Source organism: Cnuibacter physcomitrellae, from assembly GCF_014640535.1.
Taxonomy (GTDB): Bacteria; Actinomycetota; Actinomycetes; order Actinomycetales; family Microbacteriaceae; genus Cnuibacter; species Cnuibacter physcomitrellae.
Genome location: NZ_BMHD01000003.1, coordinates 165,831 through 184,007, shown reverse-complemented (window position 1 = coordinate 184,007; position 18,177 = coordinate 165,831). Strand labels below are relative to the sequence as shown.

Below are 18,177 nucleotides of genomic sequence, written 5' to 3'. Positions count from 1 at the left end.
CGCTGGTGTGCCTGAGCAGGCACCACCGGCTCACCTCGGAGATGCCTCGCATGAGCATGGACGATTGGTGGTTCAACGCCATCTATTCCGTCACCCCCACGATCCTCGTCGGACTGATCTTCTGGTTCGCGATGCGCGCGATCCTGAAGGCCGATTCACGCGAGCGGAAGGTCTACGCCAAGATCAAAGAGCAGGAACGAGCCCGGCTCACTGCAGCGCAGGACGCCGACGCTACCCATGAGGACGCCCCGTGACCGCGCCTACGATCGCACCTCGCTCGTCTGCACGGCTCCTCATTCTGCTTTCGCCTGCGCTGCTGGCCGCAGTGGCGATCGGTGTCGGAGTGATTCTGGCAGCCACGACGCTGGCATCGGCGCCAGCGCTGCTCATCGACGCAGGTCCCGTCGTCGACATCGCCCTCCCCGTCTGTCGCATCATCGTGGACCTGGCTAGCGCCGTCACGATTGGAGCGCTGGTGTTAGCCGCGACTGCATTGCCCGTGACAGAGGCACCCTATGGGCGTGTTCTCGACATCGCTGCGGGATCTGCAGCGCTGTGGGCTATCTCGGCGTTAGGGACCAGCGTCCTGGCATACATGAACCTCGCTGGCGCCGTGCCCTGGTCGATCTTCGGCGCCAGCTATGGGCAGTTCCTGACCGAAGTCAGCCTCGGACAAGGATGGTTGGCGACAGTGCTGTCCGCCGCCGTGCTCGCCGTGCTTGGATTCGCTGTCCGCTCCCCGATCGGAGCCGGCGCCCTCGCAGCCGCAGCGTTCGCCGCGCTCATCCCGATGGCGCTGCAGGGCCATGCCGCCGGCGCCGGCAGCCACTCCGCCGCGACATCGGCGCTGTGGATGCACGCGGCCGGAGCGGCGCTATGGGTGGGAGGTCTGGCGGTCACCGCCGTCGTTCTTGGACGGATGGACGTCGATCGCGGCACCCTACTTCGCAGATACTCCACGCTCGCCTTGGCCTGCTTCGCTATCGTCGCGATCTCCGGATTGGTGTCGGCGTCGCTGCGACTGGAAACGCCCGCCCAACTCGTGACCACCCCATACGGACAGTTGCTGATCGTGAAGATCATCGCGCTACTGCTGCTGGGCCTAGCAGGAGCGCTACACCGACGCTGGACCATCCGCCGGATCCAGGGACGAAACCGGATCGGGGGCCTGCTCGCCGGCCTTGTGGCCGCTGAGCTGGCGGTGATGGGCGCCGCTTCCGGGGTTGCAGCGATCTTGGCTCGCACGGCACCGCCCGTGACCGAGGAGCTCGCGGTCACGGCCTCGGAGAGACTCAGCGGCCAGCCCCTGCCCGCCCCGCTCGAGCCACTCCGATTCCTGGACCAGTGGGCTGTGGATCCGATCTGGCTGACGGTCGCTGGGTTCGGCGCCGCTCTCTACCTCGCGGGGATGCTACGACTGCGACGCCGGGGAGACAGCTGGCATCCCGCCCGGCTGGTCGCCTGGCTGGCGGGCCTGGCAATGCTGGTCTATCTGACCAGCGGCGCTCCCTCCGTGTACGGCACCTACCTGTTCTCCGCCCACATGCTCGAGCACATGGCGTTGAGCATGCTGGTTCCCCTCCTGCTCGTCCTCGGGGCGCCCGTGACGCTCGCCCTCCGAGCCGTGCAGCCGCGAACAGACGGTAGTCGCGGAGCGCGGGAGTGGATCATGACCCTCATCCACTCCCCCCTCACCACCGTGCTCACTCACCCCCTCGTCACGGCCGTGCTCTTCGCCGGTTCGACGGTGGCCTTCTACTACACTCCCCTCTTCGACTGGGCCGTCAAGGATCCGCTGGGACACCAGTGGATGATCGCGCACTTCCTCATCGTCGGATACCTCTTCGCCTTATCCATGATCGGCATCGACCCGGTCCCTTACCGATTCCCCTACCCGCTCCGACTCCTGACTCTGCTGATCGTGATGGCCTTCCACGCCTTCTTCGGCCTGGCGTTGATGTCCTCCACAAGCCTCCTGCTGCCCGACTGGTACGGACAGATCACTGAGGGTTGGCCGATCGACCCTCTGGAGGATCAGCGCTCCGCCGGGGGCATCGCGTGGAGCGTGGGAGAGATCCCCACGCTGCTACTGGTCATCACCATGATCACCCTCTGGTCTCGCTCGGATGAACGCGAAGCTCGGCGGCTAGATCGCCAGGCCGCCCGAACCGGGGACGCCGACCTGCAGGACTACAACTCCATGCTGCAGCAGCTGACCGACAGAGACCGTCCGCGATGAACATCCCCAGCGGCCCGATCTGGCTGCCTACCGTACCCCCGGACCTCGCTCAGTTGCTGGCCCCGAACCTGCAACCCATTCCTGTCATCCCCCTCATCGCTCTCCTCGCACTGACCGCCTACCTGGCAGGAGCGATCCGGTTATGGGCCACCGGACGACGATGGAGCAGATGGCGGACCCTCTGCTTCGCCGCAGGCTGCGTCGTCCTGGGCGTCACGATGGGGGCCGGCATCGAAGGATACGGCTACGGCATGTTCTCGGTGTTCATGTTCCAGCAGTTGACGCTGATGATGGCTGTGCCGCCTCTGCTCGTCCTCGGCTCCCCCGGCACGCTGCTTCTCCGGGCCACCCCCCACTCCGGTGCCGGCAAGGTCGTGCACCGGATCGCGTTCTGGGGCCTGCGCTCCCCCACATTCCGGATCCTGCTGCACCCGGCCGTGATGATCCCGTTGTTCCTGTTCACCTTCTACGGCCTGTTCCTGACAGGAATCGCATCAACCCTCCTCGCGACCTGGAGCGGACACCTCGGCCTCGAACTGCTCTTCCTCGGCAGCGGCATCCTCTTCACCGTCCCGCTCATCTCCGCCGATCCACTCCCCGCACGACAGACCCACCTGGGCCGGCTGCTCGACGTGTTCGCCGAGATGCCCCTGCACGCCTTCTTCGGGGTCATCGTCATGATGGCCACCGCGCCGCTTGTCGCCTGGTTCGCGGACCCTCCGTCCGCATGGGGCATCGACCCCCTCCAGGACCAGCTCCTGGCCGGCGGATTGGCGTGGTCGTATGGGGAGGCACCGACCGTGATCATCCTGCTGGTCCTTCTCAGCCGCTGGTACCGCGACGACACCCGGCGCGCCCGCCAAGCGGACCGACGACACGACCTCCACGGCGACCCGGACCTCGACGCATACAACGACTACCTCACCCGCCTCGGTCAGCTCACCGACCCGTCACAGAAAGGACCGCGATGACCGCCCGTCCGCGCCACCGCATCCCCCTCCTCCTCGCCGGCATCTTCGCGGCGGCCATACTCGGCCTCTCCAGTGCCCCGCCTGCCTCAGCCCACGACGCCCTCGCCTCAGCCACACCGGCTCCGGACGCGACCGTGACCGAGCCGTTGAACTCTGTCGAGCTGACGTTCAACGAATCCCCCCTGGCGGGCTTCGAAACGGGGATGGCGATCGTGGTCCTCGACCCCGCCGGAACGGACGTGTCCGCGGGCACGCTCCGCATCGCCGACACGCAGCTGTCGAAGGACGTCGCCCCTTCGGGACCGGGGCAATACCAGGTGCTCTGGCAGACCGTCTCCTCCGACGGACACCCCATCTCCGGACAGTACGCGTTCACCTACACCGTCGACGCCGCCCCAGCCCCGCCCGTCCAGACGCCGACCCCGACGACTCCCACACCCACGCCCGAGGCTTCGGCACCGACCGAGCCCGCGCCCAGTCCGGACGCCACCCCGCTGGCCTCGGATGCGTACGACGCCACGTTCCCCATCTTCCTCGTCGCCTCCGCGCTCGTCATCGCAGCGATTCTCGCCGTCGCGATCATCCTCGGAGTACGGGCCCGCCGCCGGAAGGACGCTAGTCGAGAGGGTAACGCTCCTTGATCCGCAGCCGACGGGTCTGGAACGCCGCAGCTCCACCCAGACCCAGACACACCGCCGCGACCGCGACCGCGGCCTCCCACCACGCATTGCCGGTGAGAAGGTTCACGAACAGCACCAGGAGGCATGCCGCATTCAACCCGAACGCCAGCAACGCCCACTGCGTCGACGTCCACCTTGACCGCTTCGCGCCCACGAGAAACCTCCCACCCCAGCACCAATCCACCCGAGGATACAGCAGCATGTTTACAATCGAGCGACGGAGGAGGTGAGCGCAGGATGACCACACGCACACCCCTGGTCCCGCTCATCCTCCTGACCGTGCTCGTCGGAATCGCTGCAGCCCTCAGCGTGATCCTGCACAGCACCGCCACCGAGCAGGCCCTCCAACAGCAGCCTTCCTCCGTCGTCGCGGCGGCGCCCGCCACCGGCCACGTCGCGACCGCAGCACTTCAAGCAGACGACGGGCAAGACCAAGACGGGACCTCCACCACCTGCGCGGGAATCCTCGCCCTGACGGGATCGGTCCTTCTCCTGTTGATCGCTGCGATCCGCTTCCGCCCCGTTCACGTCATGAGCCGTGAAGATCATCACCCCCCTGCTGGGTCCGCATGGTACGGGTACGACCTCGCGGTCGGCCCGGGACCCATCAGCCTCCGTATCTAGACACGATCCGCCTCCGATCCGAGCGCGCCATCTCGCGCTGCCCACTCTCGTCGAAAGCAGATCCATGTCTCGAAGTGCTTCACGCGCACGCCCTCACGCCGCCATCCTCAGCTCACTCGCGCTGACTATGGGCCTCATCCTCGCTCCCAGTTCCGCACAGGCCGCGGACTACCCCACATGGGCTGAAGTCGAGGCGGCTCGCAACAACGAAGCCGCCCAACGACAGCAGATCGCGGAGCTGACCGCCATGATCAGCACCCTCGAAGCCGACCTCGCTACCGCGCAGAACGCGGCCACACAGGCCACACAGGCATGGGATCAAGCCCAAGGCGATCTCGACGCTGCGACCGTGCGAACCCAGGCCCTCACCGCGGAAGCAGCCACCGCCAGCGCGGAAGCCGACCAGGCCAGAACGACGGTCGGCCAGCTCGCGGCGACCATGACCCGCACCGGCGGGATCGACCAGCTCACCGCACAACTCCTGCTCTCCGGCGACAACGCCACGGATCTGCTGTCCCGGCTGACAAGCACCTCGCAGTTGACCCAGACCGTGTCCGTGCTCTACGCCGAAGCCGACGCCGCGGGCAACACCGCGACCGCCCTGGCCAGTCAAGCCGCCACGGCAGAAGAGGAACGAGCCCGCCTCGCCGTGGAAGCCGAAGCAGCCATGCAGGACGCGGTCGCCGCTTCCCAGCAGGTTCAAGCGAACCTCCTCGAGCAGCAGGCCGCCGCCGAGACGATGAAGGCGCAACTCACTGTCCTGACAGAGAACCGGCAGGCGACCGAAGCTGACTACGCCAAGGGTGAGGAGGTGCGTCGTGCCGCCGCCGCTGCTGAGGCCGCCGCCCGTGCTGCAGCCTCAGGCGCGCCGCAACTGGACTCCGGGCAGCTCTCCGACCAGGGCTGGGGGCGTCCCGTGGGCGGGCGCATCTCCGACGGCTTCGGGCCCCGCATCGCCCCGACCGCCGGCGCCAGCACCTACCACAATGGTGTAGATCTCGGGGCCAGCTGCGGCACTCCCGTTTACGCCGCGTCCGCAGGGACGGTGAACTACGCCGGCTGGTTCGGCGGGTTCGGAAACTGGGTGCAGATCACCCACGGGTCAGGAGTGCAAACAAGCTACGCCCACAACAGCCAGCTTCTCGTCAGTCCCGGCGAGACCGTCGCCGCCGGACAAGTCATCTCCCTCGCCGGCACGACCGGCGTGTCCACCGGGTGTCACCTGCATTACGAGATCACGGTGAACGGCACCCGAATCGACCCCGAGCCCTTCATGTCGGCACGGGGCGCCACGCTGGGTTGACCCATCCATGACCGCTCTCTCCCCCGACCGGCCAGCCGACCACGTCGACGCCCCAGTGCAGCCACCCCGTGCCTCCCGTGGCTGGGTGCGCTGGGCTTGGCGTCAACTGACCAGCATGCGCACGGCCCTGTTTCTGCTGCTGCTTCTCGCGCTGGCCTCCGTGCCCGGGTCTCTCGTCCCCCAGAGAAGCTCAGATCCCAACGGAGTCACCCAGTACTTCGACAACAACCCCCAGCTGGCGCCAATCCTCGATGCCGTCCAAGCCTTCGACTCCTACGGGTCCTGGTGGTACTCGAGCATCTACCTTCTGCTATTCGTGTCTCTCATCGGCTGCGTCATCCCCCGGATCGGCCACCATTGGAAGGCCTTCCGGGCCAATCCGCCCAGGACCCCATCCCGGCTCTCCCGCTTGCCAGCCCACACTTCACTCACCCTCGATGTCGCCCCCAGCAGCATCCTCGAGAACACCGCCCGGTCGCTTCGTGCCCAGCGCTACCGCGTCACCAGCTACGACTCAGGACCCATACGAAGCATCTCCGCGGAACGCGGCTACCTCCGCGAGACCGGCAACCTGGTCTTCCACCTCTCCCTGGTCGGCGTTCTCCTCGCCGTCGCTGCGGGAGGCCTCTACGGCTACTCCGGCCAGCGAGTCGTGGTCGAAGGCGAAGGGTTCGCTAACACCCAGGGCTCCTACGACTCATTCACCCCTGGCCGGCTCTTCACCCCCGCACTTCTGGACCGGTACTCGCTCGCGCTCGACGGACTCGACGTCACCTATGAAACAGGAAACCGAAACGCCCTCGGCCAACCCCTCGACTTCACCGCACGCGTCACCGTCACCGACGCCCAGGCAGCTACCACCTCCACTATCCGCGTCAACCAGCCCCTCGAGATCGGCGGCACAGACGTCTTCCTCCTCGGAAACGGATACGCACCCCAGATCACCGTCCGAAACCCCGCGGGCGACGTCGTGTTCTCCGACGCCATCGCCTTCCTGCCCCAGGACGCCAACCTGACCTCTCTAGGAGTGATCAAGGTTCCCGACGGATTGACTGAACAGATCGGGATGCTGGGCTTCCTCTATCCCACCGAAGCCACCAGCACGACAGGCGCGAAGTATTCCAGCTTCCCCGACCTGATCTATCCCGCCATGACCCTGAACGTCTTCCAAGGCGACCTCGGCCTGGACACGGGATCCCCCATCTCGGCGTACTCCCTCGACACCGACTCCCTCCAACAACTCACCGGAGGCGACTCCGGAACCGAGTCCCTCCGCCTTCAGCCAGGCGAGACCGTCACGCTCCCCAACGGACTTGGAAGCATCACCTTCGACTCCGTGCGACGGTTCGCCTCGTTCGACTTCAGCTCCGACCCCGCCCAGGACGCCGTCCTCCTCTTCGCCCTCACCGCGACCGCCGGCCTGCTGACCTCCCTATTCGTGCCCCGCCGCCGCATCTGGGTCAAGGTCAAACCCACCGAGACAGGGACGTACGTGGAATATGCAGCCCTCGCCCGCGGCGACGACCCCCGTCTCGACGAGGCCCTCACCCGACTCCGCGACAGCCTCACGCGCGCCTACCCGCCCGCGGCCCAGCCCACCCTCGATCCAGAAAAGCAGCCATGACCCCGCAACCGACGTCGCCGCTATACATCGAGAGGATGCGACCCTCCCTCGGGATCATCCTCTCCATCGCCCTCGTCATTCCCGCCAGCCTGGTCGTCTTCATACCCATCAACCCCGAATCCGACATACCCGGCGCCGCCGTCGGAATCACCGTCGGCATCCTGCTCTACGCCGGCATCCTCGGGCTGCTCTTTCTCACCTCGCCCGTTATCCGCATCACCCCGTCCACGCTCACTGTCGGCCGCGCACACATCGACAGAAAACACCTCGCCACCGCCTCAGCACACTTCGGTCCAGATGCCACCGCCGAACGCGGCACCCGCCTTGACGCGCGAAGCTACCTCTCCATCCGCGGCTGGATCAAGCCAGTCGCGAAGATCACTCTCAACGACCCCCAAGACCCCACCCCCTACTGGCTGTTCTCCACCCGGCGCCCAGAAACGCTCCTCGCCGTCCTCGCGTTACCGGAGCCCACACCACCAGCTCCCACACCGACCCCCACCCCCGAACCCTCAACGCCCAACGGCCATGAGGACTAGGACCGCGCTGACAGCGATCGCGGCGCTCACCACCGTCGGACTCGCCCTCACCGGATGCACCAAAGAGATGTCACGCTCCCCCAACACCATCCACCCACCGTCACCACGACCAACCACGCCAGCCACCGTCTCCGATGACGAGATCCTCTTCGCCACCGCGCTGATCCAACACAACGACGAAACCCTCGATGCGCTCACGGCGCTGGCTGGGTCAGATTCCTACGTCAACGACATCACCCTCGCCCTCGAGTCAGAGAACACCCTCGCCGCGTCAGTGCTCACAGAGTGGGGACAACCCGCACAACCGACCGCGATACTCACGCAGAGCCACCCCGACCTTCAACAGACCACGGATCAACTCCGTGCTCTCGACACCATCGCCGCCGCCGACAGACCACAAGCCGCAACCCAACTGCTCAATCAGCTCTACTGCCAAGCCACACAACTAGCCGAGGACGCGACACCCGCTCTGACGGATCCTCGATTGATGGCTATCGCATCCAGCGTGCAATCTAGCCGGACCAGTTGGAGCAAAGACCCCGCGAGACCTCCTTGCTCCTCCCGTCAGTAGAGACCGTCCAAACGGACCAAGATGTTCTGCCGGAGCCTAATCGTCTCTCGAAACTCACTGACAGGTCAGCCAGGCAAAGACAACGGCCTCGCGCGTTGCCTGTGGCGGGGCCGGATAGAGCGAAGTGCGCTTCGGAGTCGTGAGTGTGGGTTGAGCCGGTTCCGGATCGCGGCGACGGTCCTCCAATAGCCTGTTGGAAAACTTACCGAGCCCTAGTAGGAGTCCGAGATGCTGGAGATCGAGCCGGACAGCTACGGCGAGACGCTCGCCATTCTGAAGCAGCAGGTGCGTGAAGCGCGCTTCGCCGTCCAACGTCAGGCGAACACGGGGATGCTGCGTCTCTATTGGCGGATTGGCGACACTATCCTTGCCCGGCAGCGCGTCGAACGGTGGGGAACGGGGGTCCTGACGCGGCTCGCGACCGATCTGCGAAACGAGTTCCCCTCGATGAAGGGATTCTCGCTCGCGAATCTCGCCTACATGCGGCGCTTCGCCGAGAGCTGGACCGAGGACGCAATTCTCCAACAGCCTGTTGGAGAATTGCCCTGGAGCCACATCGTCTCCCTGCTCGACAAGCTCGACGACCCCAACCTCCGCGACTGGTACGCGCTCCGAGACCTGCAGCACGGATGGAGCCGCGCGGTCCTCACCCATCAGATCGCCACCGGTCTTCACGACCGGGAGGGAGCGGCTCCCAGCAACTTCGCCACCGCGCTCGAGTCGGCCGATTCCGAACTGGCCCAGCAGATCACCAAAGACCCCTACACGCTTGACTTCCTCGCTATCGATTCAGACGCGTCCGAACGCCAGCTCGAGGACCGGCTCACTGCACGGATCATGGAGACCCTCCGTGAGCTCGGCCGGGGGTTCGCGTTCGTCGGTCGTCAGGTCCACTTCGACGTCGAGGGAGACGACTACTACGTCGACCTTCTGTTCTTCCATGTCCAGCAACTCCGTTACGTGGTCATTGAACTCAAGACGACAAAGTTCGATCCGCGCGATGCCGGACAGCTCGGCTTCTACGTCGCACTCGTCGACGATCGCCTTCGCGACGAAACCCTCCACCGCCCCACCATGGGCATGCTGCTCGTCGCCGACAAGAACGAGACCGTCGTCCGCTACGCCCTCGCAGGCACCGCACAACCTGTCGCCGTGTCAAGGTACGAGCTCTCCGCCTCTGACGCTGCCGCCCTTCCAGCGGAGGACACCCTCACGAGAATTGCAGCCGATGCTGTTGCAGACCCTTCGGAGCAGGCGCTGTCTGACACGACGTAACGCAGGTTATCAGCGCAGTTTCAGGGTCTCTGCCGAGCCAGGTTTTCCCCAGCCTTGACGACGACCCTGGATCTCGGAGGGGGCGATGCCGGCTGTGAACGAGAAACCCAGCGACGACGACACAATCCGGGATTTCGTGCTGTCTGGTTCGATCGAATCCGAAACCGAGCCTCGTGGCGAAGCGCTGCAGCTCTCCGGCTCGCTCCTCGTCATCCTTGCGCTGATGGTCGCCGCGGGGGTCGGGCTCGCCTACGCGATCCCGTACGTGTTTGAGTTCCTCTTCCAGCTCTTCTTGTCGATCGGATCCGCGCAGTGTGCGCATGCTCTGATCGGCGGGTGCACGCCGTGATTGGTGCTGGATCTCAGTGGTCCGCATATCCGAACGTCTAGAAACTCCGGGAACCGGGCGAGCGAGTAGATGACTCCGCCGTAGGCGTGTGTCGCTGACGGGCGGCTCTGAACGCTGCGACGAGCAAGCAAACGACACCCACAATCACGAAGATCGCGCCGTAGATGAAGTAGCCCGTGAGGTCTTCCTTCTGCCGGATCGCAGCGCTTATCGGCATCCCAACACCGATGATGACCGCAGGCATCCCGAAGCGGGCCCACCAGCTAGTTATCCACGACGTTCTAGCCCCCATGAGCGCAGGCTACGCCGATGTCATCGAAACGCGGGATCGAGCTCGTGTGCCCTTCTTGGCTGGCCACCATAGAGGCTGCTGCGCTAGAGCTGAAAGGCGGGGTAGATGCCGACCGTGTACATCCCGACCGTGCCGAGCCCTGCTGTGATGAGTGGTGAGCTGAGAGGCCAGAACGCGAACGGGAGATTCTTGTTGCGCATCACGACCACCCAGATTGCGACCGTGCATGCCACTCCACACGCGAGCCCGACTGCAGCCGTCACGCGCGGCCCCACAAACCTGCCCGGGTCCATCGGGCCCGGCGCGCCAAAATCTATCGGCAGGGAAAGCCATGCGAACGCATAGGCCAGTGTCGGGACGACCAGGACACCCCAGAGCCACAGGCGCCCCATGACGGCCCTCCCTCGCGACTCATCCACGCTCCCACTCTAGGATCCGTGGGCCGCCGCGAGGCGGGCATCATTCGAACATTTGTTCTACTCTTTCGGAATGGGTCAAAACCGGCGCTATGGAGACGTGACATGGAAGGCCGTTAACGCCTTCCTCACTCAGCCCAAGCCGATTACCCTCACCGATGAGGAGCTCCGCTCAGCGGGAGCGACGATCGAGCCAGCCGCCCCGCCGCGGGTGAAGGCGTGGGTGCGCTACCCAGAGGCCACCGTCGAGGTCGAGGGCCGAGTGCTGGCGTTCAACGAGCGCGTCGCGCTGGTTGAGTACGACGTGCTCGGTGGGGGGACACAGCGGGCGTGGGTGTGGCGATCGGCCGTCACCAAGCCGCGGGAGGCGCCCTGAAAGGCTTCGCGGTCGACCGTCGCGACGCCACGTCGGCCTACCCGGATTGGCGGGCGCAGCAGCAGTCGGTGGAGCAGATGTACGTCGACGCCGGCGCCGTCCCGCCCAGCCTCAGGATCTGGGCGGACGGCGTCGATGTGCGAGACAATCCGGAGCTCTGGCCTGATCGCTACCTGCGGCCGCACCGTGGGATGAGGCCGGTGGTGTGGGCGCGCATGCGTCGTGACGTCGACGGGCTGACCATTGGGTACACGGTCGACGGCAAGACCGCCGATACCCCTGAGGAAGCCGCGGGCTTGCGGGTGCCGGAGGGGTGGTCTCTCGTCTACGCGACTCTCGAGCAGCCGCATGACTGGGAGCCTGGCGCCCGACAGGTCTACGCGCCAGGACGGCGGGGCGGTCGAGGTCGGTGAAGGCCGCCGCTGCCGTGGACAGGAAAGCGACGGCCCCTCGTTCACGCTAGAACGCACTCCCCCGCGGATGGAACCCTTCTCCTAGAGTGGCTCCTGACCCGGGGAAGGGGCCGACTGACATCAGCCACGACGATCAGCCGTATTGGGATCGCGCCCGCGCTCTCTACGGCGACCAGCTCGCCCACGTCTACGTCATCCACGCCGTCCGACAGATGCGCGTTCAACTCACCGACGGCCGACGTCTCCTCCTGGACCGGAACGGGAACCAGATCGGCCGCACCCTGCCCCCGGTGCCGCCTGAGGGGCGCTGATCGCGCTACGGGGTCGGGGGCGCTTCGAGGCGATGCACCGTGTACGTCCAGCGGCCCCCGCGGGTCGATCGTGGCCCGCACATCGTCGATCGCGTTCGCGGCCGCCATCGCGCTCGGATAGGGCCCGTAGAAGTCGCAGAAGCCCGGCACCAGCTTGGGATCGGTGACCATGACCAGGTGCGGCGCGTTCGGATCGTCGAGGGCGCCCAGGAGCCGTGCGGCGATCGTCCGGATGTCCTCGGTCATGAGCGTCACGCTACCGAAGACGGCCGACACTGGACCCAGCACCAGCCCGGGCTGAGTAACGAGGGCGCCCCGCGGCTCGGGGGAAGCCAGCGGGGCGCATACACGCGCGCTGTGGGGGGACAGCTGATGCTCGTGCGAGCACCACCGTAGCCCCTGCAGCACCCGGGGACTAGGGTCCGAAGACTCTTCCATAGCGAGTCTCCAGCGAGTCTCCGTCAGCCCGGGAGAGGGCGGATCCGGGATAGCTGGAAGCACTCACGGCCGGGGGCCGTGAAACGCTCAGAGATCCCGGATACGGACTGACCGCGCCGCCTACTGGATGCCGAGGGTACAGATCGAGGTCACGGCCGCGAGGACAGTGATCGCGCAGGCTGAGCCAAGCACGATCACTTCCCACGTGCCGCTCGGGTTGGTGCGGTCTGCCGTGGGTTCGATGGTGGTGACGGGTGTGGTCTCTGTTGCGGTGGTGATGGTTTCGCTCATGACTGTGACCCCCGGCATCGAGGGTAGCCGGTCGATATGCAAGCGGCTTGCTCCTTCGGGACGTGGCGCCGAACCGTGACGGCGGCCCCCACTGGCTGCGGGGTGAAGGCCACGGCCGCCCAGGTGGGGGTCGGACAGCCGTGGCCTCCACCAAGAGAGACGCGATTCGCAGCGAATCGTGACGCCCATCCGTCGACGAGCTCCAGCGGTGTTCTGGGATGATGGCGGCGCGGGCCGTCTAATTACTCGGGAACGACCGGCGGCCCGCATCCCACACGTTCGAACGGCCCGGCCGCGGTGGCGGCCGCTGACTGGTCTGAGTGGAGCCGGCCTGGGGCCGGGCGCTGTGTCGCCACCCGTGGGGTGGCTCGTGGTTTGCCGGGGAGCCTTCGGCATCGTACGGGCCGGGCTCCTGCGTGCAAGCCGCTGCGCGGCCGGCTCCGCCGAGATTCTCGGCACGCGGTCGCTGCGCTCCCTCACATCGCGCCGAGATTCTCTCCCCCGCCACCCTCCGGGTTGCGCTCCGGTTCCCGTCCCTGCTCGGCACGTTCGTGCCTCCCCGGCAAACAACGAGGGGGAAGAGAGGGAGTGGAGCTGATGGTCACCACAGCAACGAAGGCGCGGAAGACGGCGCGGCCGCGGGTGAGCGTGGAGGAGCGCAAGCAGCAGGCCGAGGCGTTGCACGAGCAGATCGCGGTGCAGGTCGAGCAGCTGCGCGACACCGGGGCGTGGGAGCGGTTCCTGGCGTTCTCATCCGCGTTCCACAGCTACAGCCTCAGCAACGTCCTCCTGATCCTGGGTCAGTGCCCGGAGGCGTCGCAGGTGGCCGGGTTCCGGAAGTGGCTGACCCTGGGACGGGCAGTGCGGAAGGGTGAGCGAGCCTTGCGGATCATCGGCTACTCGACGAAGAAGGGAACCCGTCTGAACGACGACGGGGAGGAGGAAGAGACCAGGTCGCCGAGGTTCCCGATCCTGTCCGTGTTCGACATCTCTCAGACCGATGTCGTCGACCCGGAGCTCGCCGCTGCTGGTGAGCTCACGCGCCGGATCGAGGGCACAGACGATCACGGCATCATCACCGCCCTGACTGGCTACCTCGAGCGAGAGGGCTGGAGCGTGAAGCGGGAGCCGATGGCAGGTCAGAAGAACGGCTACGCCCGGCCCGCCGGTCGGGTGGTCGCGATCCGGGAGGACCTCTCCCCCGCTCAGGCTGCGAAGACGTTGATCCATGAGGCGGCTCACATTCTCGCCGGGCACGTCGACGACGTCGACGACTACGCCGAGCATCGGGGGCGTGCCGAGACTGAGGCCGAGTCGGTCGCCTACGTCGTCGCGGGCATGCTCGGTCTGGACACCGCCGCCTACTCGATCGGCTACATCGCCGGATGGGCCGACGCGGACACCGCCCTGATCCGGTCGACGGCCGCGGTGGTGCTGCGGGTCGCGCACCAGGTCCACGACATCATCAGCCCGACACCCGAGGACGAGCCCAGCCAGGTGTGAACTCGCGTGGGCCGGCCCCACCCCGGGGGCCGGCCCACGAGGGCGCGGTGCCCCTCGTGCTCCCCACCAGACCCAGCGGGACGGGCGGGTCTACCGGGATCGGCTCGGGAGCAGGAAGGCCAGCGGGTTTCGACGAGCTCGCTCGGCCGAGGCCGCGGCCTCGAGCATGGCCTTGTAGCGCTGCCGGTCGTCGATGCTCTGGATGATCGAGGTGGTCAGGAACAGGGTGATGCCGATCCATTGCGGCGCCATCGCCCAGCTCGGCGTCTCGATGCCGGCGCCGTACGTGAGTGCCAGCTGCAGCACGCTACCCGCGGCGAAGACGATGAGGCCGATGAGGCCGGCGGTGCGCAGGCCGCGGTAGAGCCCGTCGCTGACGGCTCCGGGGTAGCGCCTGTAGTCCTCGTCCATGCACCCACGGTAGCTCTCGCCCCTGACACGGGAAAGATCAGGTGGCGGGCCGCGATGCGGAACTACGGCCGGTAGCCCGATCGGCCCGCATCGATCTGAGACTGGAGGTCGCGCAGCTCCGTTGCCAGGCGAGGATCTGTCCCGGCAACCGCATCAGCCCGCCGCCCCACGTGGTCGTGACGGCGGAGCAGGGCGAGCGCCCCTGTGATGGCTGCAGCAAGGCCGAGCGCTCCGGCGCTGACGGCGGCGATGACAACTCCCATGACGAGCTCCCCTCCGGTGGGTGTCCTCTCACGCTATCGACCTCGGTAGAGAGAAGCCCGCGAGCTGTGTGCAAGAGCGGATGAGGCCCGGCCGCCGGCGGCGGCCGCTGTCTGACTGAGTGGAGCCGGCCAGGGGCCGGCGCTGTGCCGCCACCCCGAGGGGGTGGCTTGTCGTTTTGCCTGGAAGCCTTCGGCAGCGTACGGGCCAGACCGGGGCGCTCAAGCCGCTGCGCGGCCGGTTCCCCCGAGATTTTCGGCACGCGGCCACTGGCGTGGCCTTATTTCGCGCCGAAATTCTCTCCTCCACCGCCCTTCGGGTTGCGCGCCCCGCCCTGTCCCTAGCGGCGGTAAACCGCCTTCCAGGCAAAACAACAAGGGGAAGAGAAAGGAGAACAGATGACCAGCTATCTGGGCGTGAAGATCGACGTGGAGGGCTCCATCCACGTGATCGAGTTCGACGCGGAGGACGTGCACGACCGGCTCACGGCCCTGTACCGGCTGATCGGCTGCGATGTGGTCGAGACGGTCGACGTCGCCCACGGGATCACCGTGTGGGTGGACGAGGAGGGCCTGTTCCGGCAGGAACCGAACCCGATGCTGACGCAGGTCGTGCGTCAGTCGGTGTCGGAGCAGACGCCGATCCACGGGGCGGGGGTGTTCCTGGCCTCCACGCCGGACGGGGATATCGCGTCCCTGTCCCAGGACCAGGCTCTCGCCGTCGTCCAGTGGTGGCTGCACAGCAGTCCCACCGCGGACCTCGCCGCCGCGAGCTTCGTCTAACCCTCGCAGTACCCAAGAACAAAGGTCGGGGACCGAAGCATTTCAGCTGCCTCGGTTCCCGACCGCTACCGATCACTTTATCTGAAAGAGAAAAAGATGACTAAGACCACTAAAACCGCCGCTCCCGTGGTGAGTATCGAGCAGATCGATCCGAACGAGGTCGAGCTGGACCCCAACATCCGCACCCAGGTCGTCCTCCCGCCCGAGTTCGTCGACTCGATCCGGGCCGAGGGCGTCCGTGAGCCCGTCCTGGCCCGCCGCACCGCGGAGGGTGCCGTGTACGTGTACGACGGTCAGCGTCGCCTCCTCGCCGCCCGCGAGGCCGGGGTGGAGAGCATGCTCGCCGTGTTCGGGCTGGAAGATGCGACCGGCAGCGAGTCCGGGCGCATCCAGGATCAGCTGCGCACGTTCGCTCGTGCCGATCTGGCCCTCACGGACCGGATCGCGGCGTATGAGCAGCTGGCGCTGGATGGGATCAGCGTGGAGAAGATCGCCAAGAGCGCGGGACAGAGCGCGGAGCACGTCACCGGCGCGTTGACCGTGGCGAAGTCGAAGACCGCGACCCAGTACGCCGGATACGGCACGTACTCGCTGGATCGGCTGATGCTGATCGCGGAGTTCGAGGGCGATGACGACGCTATCTCGGCGGTCACCGACTGCGACGACGACGATCTGGAGTTCGTCGCCCAGGAGCAGCGCGACGAGCACGTGATCCGGGTCCGCCAGGCCGAACTCGTCGCCCAGTACGAGGCCCAGGGGCTCACGGTGGTCACCCGGTACGACTGGTCGACCATGACCGAGCTGGGTCGCCTCACCGACGCGGACGACGACGCCGACGAGCGTCCCACCCTCGACCCGGAGACGCATGCCGCCTGCCCCGGTCACGTCGTGCGGGTCGAGGTCTACGGCCTCGATGAAGGCGACGTGCAGGTCACCGCGTACTGCACCCGCAAGGAGCTGCACCGCTCGATCTACCGCTACCAGAACACCACCGCCTGCGCCGCGTCAGACGAGCCGGAGCTGACGGCTGAGGAAGCGGAGGCCCGCGCCGAGGCTGAGGCTACGGCGAAGCGGGAGGCGCGTCGGACTCTGATCGCGAACAACAAGGCGTGGGACACCGCGACCACCGTCCGGATCGACTGGCTCAAGACCCTGCTGTCGCGGAAGAAGCTGCCTACCGGTGTGGGCTCGTTCGTCGCGGTGACGATGACGCGGCACCGCTGGGAACTGAGCAACGACAACGACGGGATCGCGGGCGAGCTGCTCGGCATCACCGGCTACAACAACCGCGAGGCCATGGCGGCCCAGGTGGAGAAGACCCCCACCCGTGCGGCCTACGTCTCCCTCGCGGTGGCGCTGTCTGCTCGGGAGCACGCGACGAGCCGCGAGTCGTGGAGACACCCCCGCGCCGAGCACGCGGCGTACCTGCGCCAGTTGGAGACGTGGGGCTACCACCTGTCCCCCGTGGAGCGGATCGCAGCCGGGTACGAGCCCGACCCCGAGCCCACCGACCCCGAGGCCAGCACGGCGGACGCGGATGCGCCCGCCGAGGCGGTCGAGGTCGAGTCCGAGTCCGTGACTGCTGAGGCTGACGCGGCCTGATCCGGCCAAGGGGGTGGGGCGGCCACACGCCGCCCCACCCCTCGCCCGAAGGGAGAAGCATCATGACGATCTACGACCAGGTGAAGATCAGCACCGACAAAGAGCTGGGCGAGCTGCACCGACTCTGCCTCGACAGCGTCACCGAGGACCAAGCCGAACTCGACGCCGTCACCCTAGAGATGCGCGACCGGGGCCTGCTCACCCCACCGCCCGCCGTGTCCGACGACCCGCGGATGTGGTGGATGACCGACGGCCACGCGCGCCGCTGGGTAGGCGATGTCGGGGACGCCTCCGACCTCCAACGAGTCCGCGGCTGGCTCATCCTCGCGGAAGTCGAGATCCCCGAACAGATCACCGTGCAGCTCGACGTGATCGCCGCCGACGCGATCCAGTCCGGCTCCGAGGAGTCCGACCTGACCACCTACGCGGACGTGTTCGAGTACGTGTGCGACGGCTGCTACCTCGACCCCGGAGCCAAGCCCGGAGCCGCCAGCTACACCCCCGGCGCGGACCCGGTGGCGATCGCCTACGCGATCGTCCTCGGCTACGGACAAGGCATCCGCCACCTACTCGATCAACTCCGCACCGACACCACGGGGCAGGCGTCGTGAGCGGCCAGCCACTCCCCCACACCCGCCCCCGACCCGCGGCTGGGCGAGGCGTGGTCCTGGCGCTGACGGTGCTGGGCGGGCTGCTGCTCGTGGTGCTGCTGTGCAGGTCCGTGCTGCCCTGAGACGCGGCGGCCGGCCCCACCCCGGGGGCCGGCCCGGAGGGGGCCTCTAGCCGGGCCCCCTCCGACACCCCCAGGCATGGCGCCCTCCGGGCCGCAGCAGGACGGGGCGGGTCGCTGGTTGTGTGGTCGCGCTGTGGGGGCCGGGTGCCGGTGGGGTGTCCGGTGCATCGAAG

At 67.1% G+C, this 18,177-nt stretch carries 21 protein-coding genes; 17 read left to right on the top strand and 4 right to left on the bottom strand.

Annotation, left to right across the window (positions count from 1 at the left end; translation table 11 throughout):
• The first annotated feature begins 50 nt into the window (after window positions 1–50).
• The 10 genes from IEX69_RS20130 (at window position 51) to IEX69_RS20085 (ending at window position 10,175) form a co-directional block, all read left to right on the top strand.
• The gene (locus IEX69_RS20130; protein ID WP_308420522.1) at window positions 51–254 is read left to right on the top strand and encodes a hypothetical protein; all 204 of its coding nucleotides are present in this window, start codon (window positions 51–53) and stop codon (window positions 252–254) included.
• The gene (locus tag IEX69_RS20125; protein ID WP_229756497.1) at window positions 251–2,239 is read left to right on the top strand and encodes a bifunctional copper resistance protein CopD/cytochrome c oxidase assembly protein; all 1,989 of its coding nucleotides are present in this window, start codon (window positions 251–253) and stop codon (window positions 2,237–2,239) included. Before IEX69_RS20130 ends, IEX69_RS20125 begins: the two co-directional genes overlap by 4 nt.
• On the top strand, window positions 2,236–3,210 hold the full coding sequence (locus tag IEX69_RS20120) for a cytochrome c oxidase assembly protein (protein ID WP_085021753.1): 975 nt from the start codon (window positions 2,236–2,238) through the stop codon (window positions 3,208–3,210). The genes IEX69_RS20125 and IEX69_RS20120 overlap by 4 nt, the downstream gene beginning before the upstream one ends.
• Window positions 3,207–3,851, top strand: a complete 645-nt coding sequence (locus IEX69_RS20115) for a copper resistance CopC family protein (RefSeq protein WP_085021754.1) — start codon at window positions 3,207–3,209, stop codon at window positions 3,849–3,851. Before IEX69_RS20120 ends, IEX69_RS20115 begins: the two co-directional genes overlap by 4 nt.
• A 276-nt stretch (window positions 3,852–4,127) precedes the next feature.
• Window positions 4,128–4,514, top strand: a complete 387-nt coding sequence (locus IEX69_RS20110; protein WP_085021756.1) for a hypothetical protein — start codon at window positions 4,128–4,130, stop codon at window positions 4,512–4,514.
• A gap of 127 nt (window positions 4,515–4,641) precedes the next feature.
• The gene (locus IEX69_RS20105; protein WP_174604628.1) at window positions 4,642–5,817 is read left to right on the top strand and encodes a M23 family metallopeptidase; all 1,176 of its coding nucleotides are present in this window, start codon (window positions 4,642–4,644) and stop codon (window positions 5,815–5,817) included.
• Between the two features lie 7 nt (window positions 5,818–5,824).
• Window positions 5,825–7,441, top strand: a complete 1,617-nt coding sequence (gene resB, locus IEX69_RS20100) for a cytochrome c biogenesis protein ResB (protein WP_085021758.1) — start codon at window positions 5,825–5,827, stop codon at window positions 7,439–7,441.
• The gene (locus IEX69_RS20095; protein ID WP_085021759.1) at window positions 7,438–7,980 is read left to right on the top strand and encodes a DUF3093 domain-containing protein; all 543 of its coding nucleotides are present in this window, start codon (window positions 7,438–7,440) and stop codon (window positions 7,978–7,980) included. Before resB ends, IEX69_RS20095 begins: the two co-directional genes overlap by 4 nt.
• 799 nt (window positions 7,981–8,779) lie before the next feature.
• Complete coding sequence (locus IEX69_RS20090) at window positions 8,780–9,826, top strand: PDDEXK nuclease domain-containing protein (protein ID WP_085021760.1); 1,047 nt, start codon at window positions 8,780–8,782, stop codon at window positions 9,824–9,826.
• An 85-nt stretch (window positions 9,827–9,911) separates the two neighbouring features.
• Window positions 9,912–10,175 carry a hypothetical protein gene (locus IEX69_RS20085; protein ID WP_085021761.1) on the top strand — a complete coding sequence of 88 codons (264 nt, stop codon included), beginning with the start codon at window positions 9,912–9,914 and terminating at the stop codon, window positions 10,173–10,175.
• Window positions 10,176–10,550: 375 nt separating this feature from the next.
• On the opposite strand, the gene IEX69_RS20080 is transcribed toward IEX69_RS20085, so the two are convergent.
• A complete protein-coding gene (locus tag IEX69_RS20080) occupies window positions 10,551–10,886 on the bottom strand; it encodes a hypothetical protein (RefSeq protein ID WP_157127514.1) in 336 nt (111 codons plus the stop codon).
• A 70-nt stretch (window positions 10,887–10,956) separates the two neighbouring features.
• Between IEX69_RS20080 and IEX69_RS20075 the strand changes: the two genes are divergently transcribed.
• Both IEX69_RS20075 and IEX69_RS20070 read left to right on the top strand, forming a co-directional pair.
• Entirely contained in the window at window positions 10,957–11,259 is a 303-nt protein-coding gene (locus IEX69_RS20075) for a hypothetical protein (RefSeq protein WP_174604630.1), read from the top strand.
• On the top strand, window positions 11,214–11,672 hold the full coding sequence (locus IEX69_RS20070; RefSeq protein ID WP_157127515.1) for a hypothetical protein: 459 nt from the start codon (window positions 11,214–11,216) through the stop codon (window positions 11,670–11,672). The genes IEX69_RS20075 and IEX69_RS20070 overlap by 46 nt, the downstream gene beginning before the upstream one ends.
• A gap of 41 nt (window positions 11,673–11,713) precedes the next feature.
• Here the strand turns inward: IEX69_RS20070 and IEX69_RS20065 are convergent, their stop codons facing one another.
• Window positions 11,714–12,229 carry a hypothetical protein gene (locus IEX69_RS20065; RefSeq protein ID WP_157127516.1) on the bottom strand — a complete coding sequence of 172 codons (516 nt, stop codon included), beginning with the start codon at window positions 12,227–12,229 and terminating at the stop codon, window positions 11,714–11,716.
• 312 nt (window positions 12,230–12,541) lie between these two features.
• Entirely contained in the window at window positions 12,542–12,712 is a 171-nt protein-coding gene (locus IEX69_RS20060) for a hypothetical protein (protein WP_157127517.1), read from the bottom strand.
• 597 nt (window positions 12,713–13,309) lie between these two features.
• On the opposite strand from IEX69_RS20060, the gene IEX69_RS20055 reads away from it, so the two are divergent.
• Window positions 13,310–14,215 (top strand): ArdC-like ssDNA-binding domain-containing protein, encoded by a 906-nt coding sequence (locus IEX69_RS20055; RefSeq protein WP_085021856.1) that lies wholly within the window; start codon window positions 13,310–13,312, stop codon window positions 14,213–14,215.
• A gap of 90 nt (window positions 14,216–14,305) precedes the next feature.
• On the opposite strand, the gene IEX69_RS20050 is transcribed toward IEX69_RS20055, so the two are convergent.
• Window positions 14,306–14,626 (bottom strand): hypothetical protein, encoded by a 321-nt coding sequence (locus tag IEX69_RS20050; RefSeq protein WP_085021768.1) that lies wholly within the window; start codon window positions 14,624–14,626, stop codon window positions 14,306–14,308.
• Between the two features lie 659 nt (window positions 14,627–15,285).
• Between IEX69_RS20050 and IEX69_RS20045 the strand changes: the two genes are divergently transcribed.
• From IEX69_RS20045 to IEX69_RS21125, 4 genes are all read left to right on the top strand, one after another.
• Complete coding sequence (locus IEX69_RS20045) at window positions 15,286–15,669, top strand: DUF3846 domain-containing protein (RefSeq protein ID WP_085021769.1); 384 nt, start codon at window positions 15,286–15,288, stop codon at window positions 15,667–15,669.
• Window positions 15,670–15,765: 96 nt separating this feature from the next.
• Window positions 15,766–17,271 (top strand): ParB/RepB/Spo0J family partition protein, encoded by a 1,506-nt coding sequence (locus IEX69_RS20040; RefSeq protein ID WP_085021770.1) that lies wholly within the window; start codon window positions 15,766–15,768, stop codon window positions 17,269–17,271.
• Window positions 17,272–17,333: 62 nt separating this feature from the next.
• Window positions 17,334–17,882 carry a hypothetical protein gene (locus IEX69_RS20035; RefSeq protein WP_085021771.1) on the top strand — a complete coding sequence of 183 codons (549 nt, stop codon included), beginning with the start codon at window positions 17,334–17,336 and terminating at the stop codon, window positions 17,880–17,882.
• Window positions 17,879–18,004 (top strand): hypothetical protein, encoded by a 126-nt coding sequence (locus tag IEX69_RS21125; protein ID WP_268235443.1) that lies wholly within the window; start codon window positions 17,879–17,881, stop codon window positions 18,002–18,004. The genes IEX69_RS20035 and IEX69_RS21125 overlap by 4 nt, the downstream gene beginning before the upstream one ends.
• Window positions 18,005–18,177 lie beyond the last annotated feature (173 nt).

Excerpts from the sequence above, each read along its gene's own strand:
- IEX69_RS20130 (WP_308420522.1), top strand. The coding sequence starts at position 51 with ATGAGCATGGACGATTGGTGGTTCAACGCCATCTATTCCGTCACCCCC.
- IEX69_RS20120 (WP_085021753.1), top strand. The coding sequence starts at position 2,236 with ATGAACATCCCCAGCGGCCCGATCTGGCTGCCTACCGTACCCCCGGAC.
- IEX69_RS20115 (WP_085021754.1), top strand. The coding sequence starts at position 3,207 with ATGACCGCCCGTCCGCGCCACCGCATCCCCCTCCTCCTCGCCGGCATC.
- IEX69_RS20110 (WP_085021756.1), top strand. The coding sequence starts at position 4,128 with ATGACCACACGCACACCCCTGGTCCCGCTCATCCTCCTGACCGTGCTC.
- IEX69_RS20105 (WP_174604628.1), top strand. The coding sequence starts at position 4,642 with ATGGGCCTCATCCTCGCTCCCAGTTCCGCACAGGCCGCGGACTACCCC.
- resB (WP_085021758.1), top strand. The coding sequence starts at position 5,825 with ATGACCGCTCTCTCCCCCGACCGGCCAGCCGACCACGTCGACGCCCCA.
- IEX69_RS20095 (WP_085021759.1), top strand. The coding sequence starts at position 7,438 with ATGACCCCGCAACCGACGTCGCCGCTATACATCGAGAGGATGCGACCC.
- IEX69_RS20090 (WP_085021760.1), top strand. The coding sequence starts at position 8,780 with ATGCTGGAGATCGAGCCGGACAGCTACGGCGAGACGCTCGCCATTCTG.
- IEX69_RS20085 (WP_085021761.1), top strand. The coding sequence starts at position 9,912 with ATGCCGGCTGTGAACGAGAAACCCAGCGACGACGACACAATCCGGGAT.
- IEX69_RS20075 (WP_174604630.1), top strand. The coding sequence starts at position 10,957 with ATGGGTCAAAACCGGCGCTATGGAGACGTGACATGGAAGGCCGTTAAC.
- IEX69_RS20065 (WP_157127516.1), bottom strand. The coding sequence starts at position 12,229 with ATGACCGAGGACATCCGGACGATCGCCGCACGGCTCCTGGGCGCCCTC.
- IEX69_RS20060 (WP_157127517.1), bottom strand. The coding sequence starts at position 12,712 with ATGAGCGAAACCATCACCACCGCAACAGAGACCACACCCGTCACCACC.
- IEX69_RS20055 (WP_085021856.1), top strand. The coding sequence starts at position 13,310 with ATGGTCACCACAGCAACGAAGGCGCGGAAGACGGCGCGGCCGCGGGTG.
- IEX69_RS20050 (WP_085021768.1), bottom strand. The coding sequence starts at position 14,626 with ATGGACGAGGACTACAGGCGCTACCCCGGAGCCGTCAGCGACGGGCTC.
- IEX69_RS20045 (WP_085021769.1), top strand. The coding sequence starts at position 15,286 with ATGACCAGCTATCTGGGCGTGAAGATCGACGTGGAGGGCTCCATCCAC.
- IEX69_RS20040 (WP_085021770.1), top strand. The coding sequence starts at position 15,766 with ATGACTAAGACCACTAAAACCGCCGCTCCCGTGGTGAGTATCGAGCAG.
- IEX69_RS20035 (WP_085021771.1), top strand. The coding sequence starts at position 17,334 with ATGACGATCTACGACCAGGTGAAGATCAGCACCGACAAAGAGCTGGGC.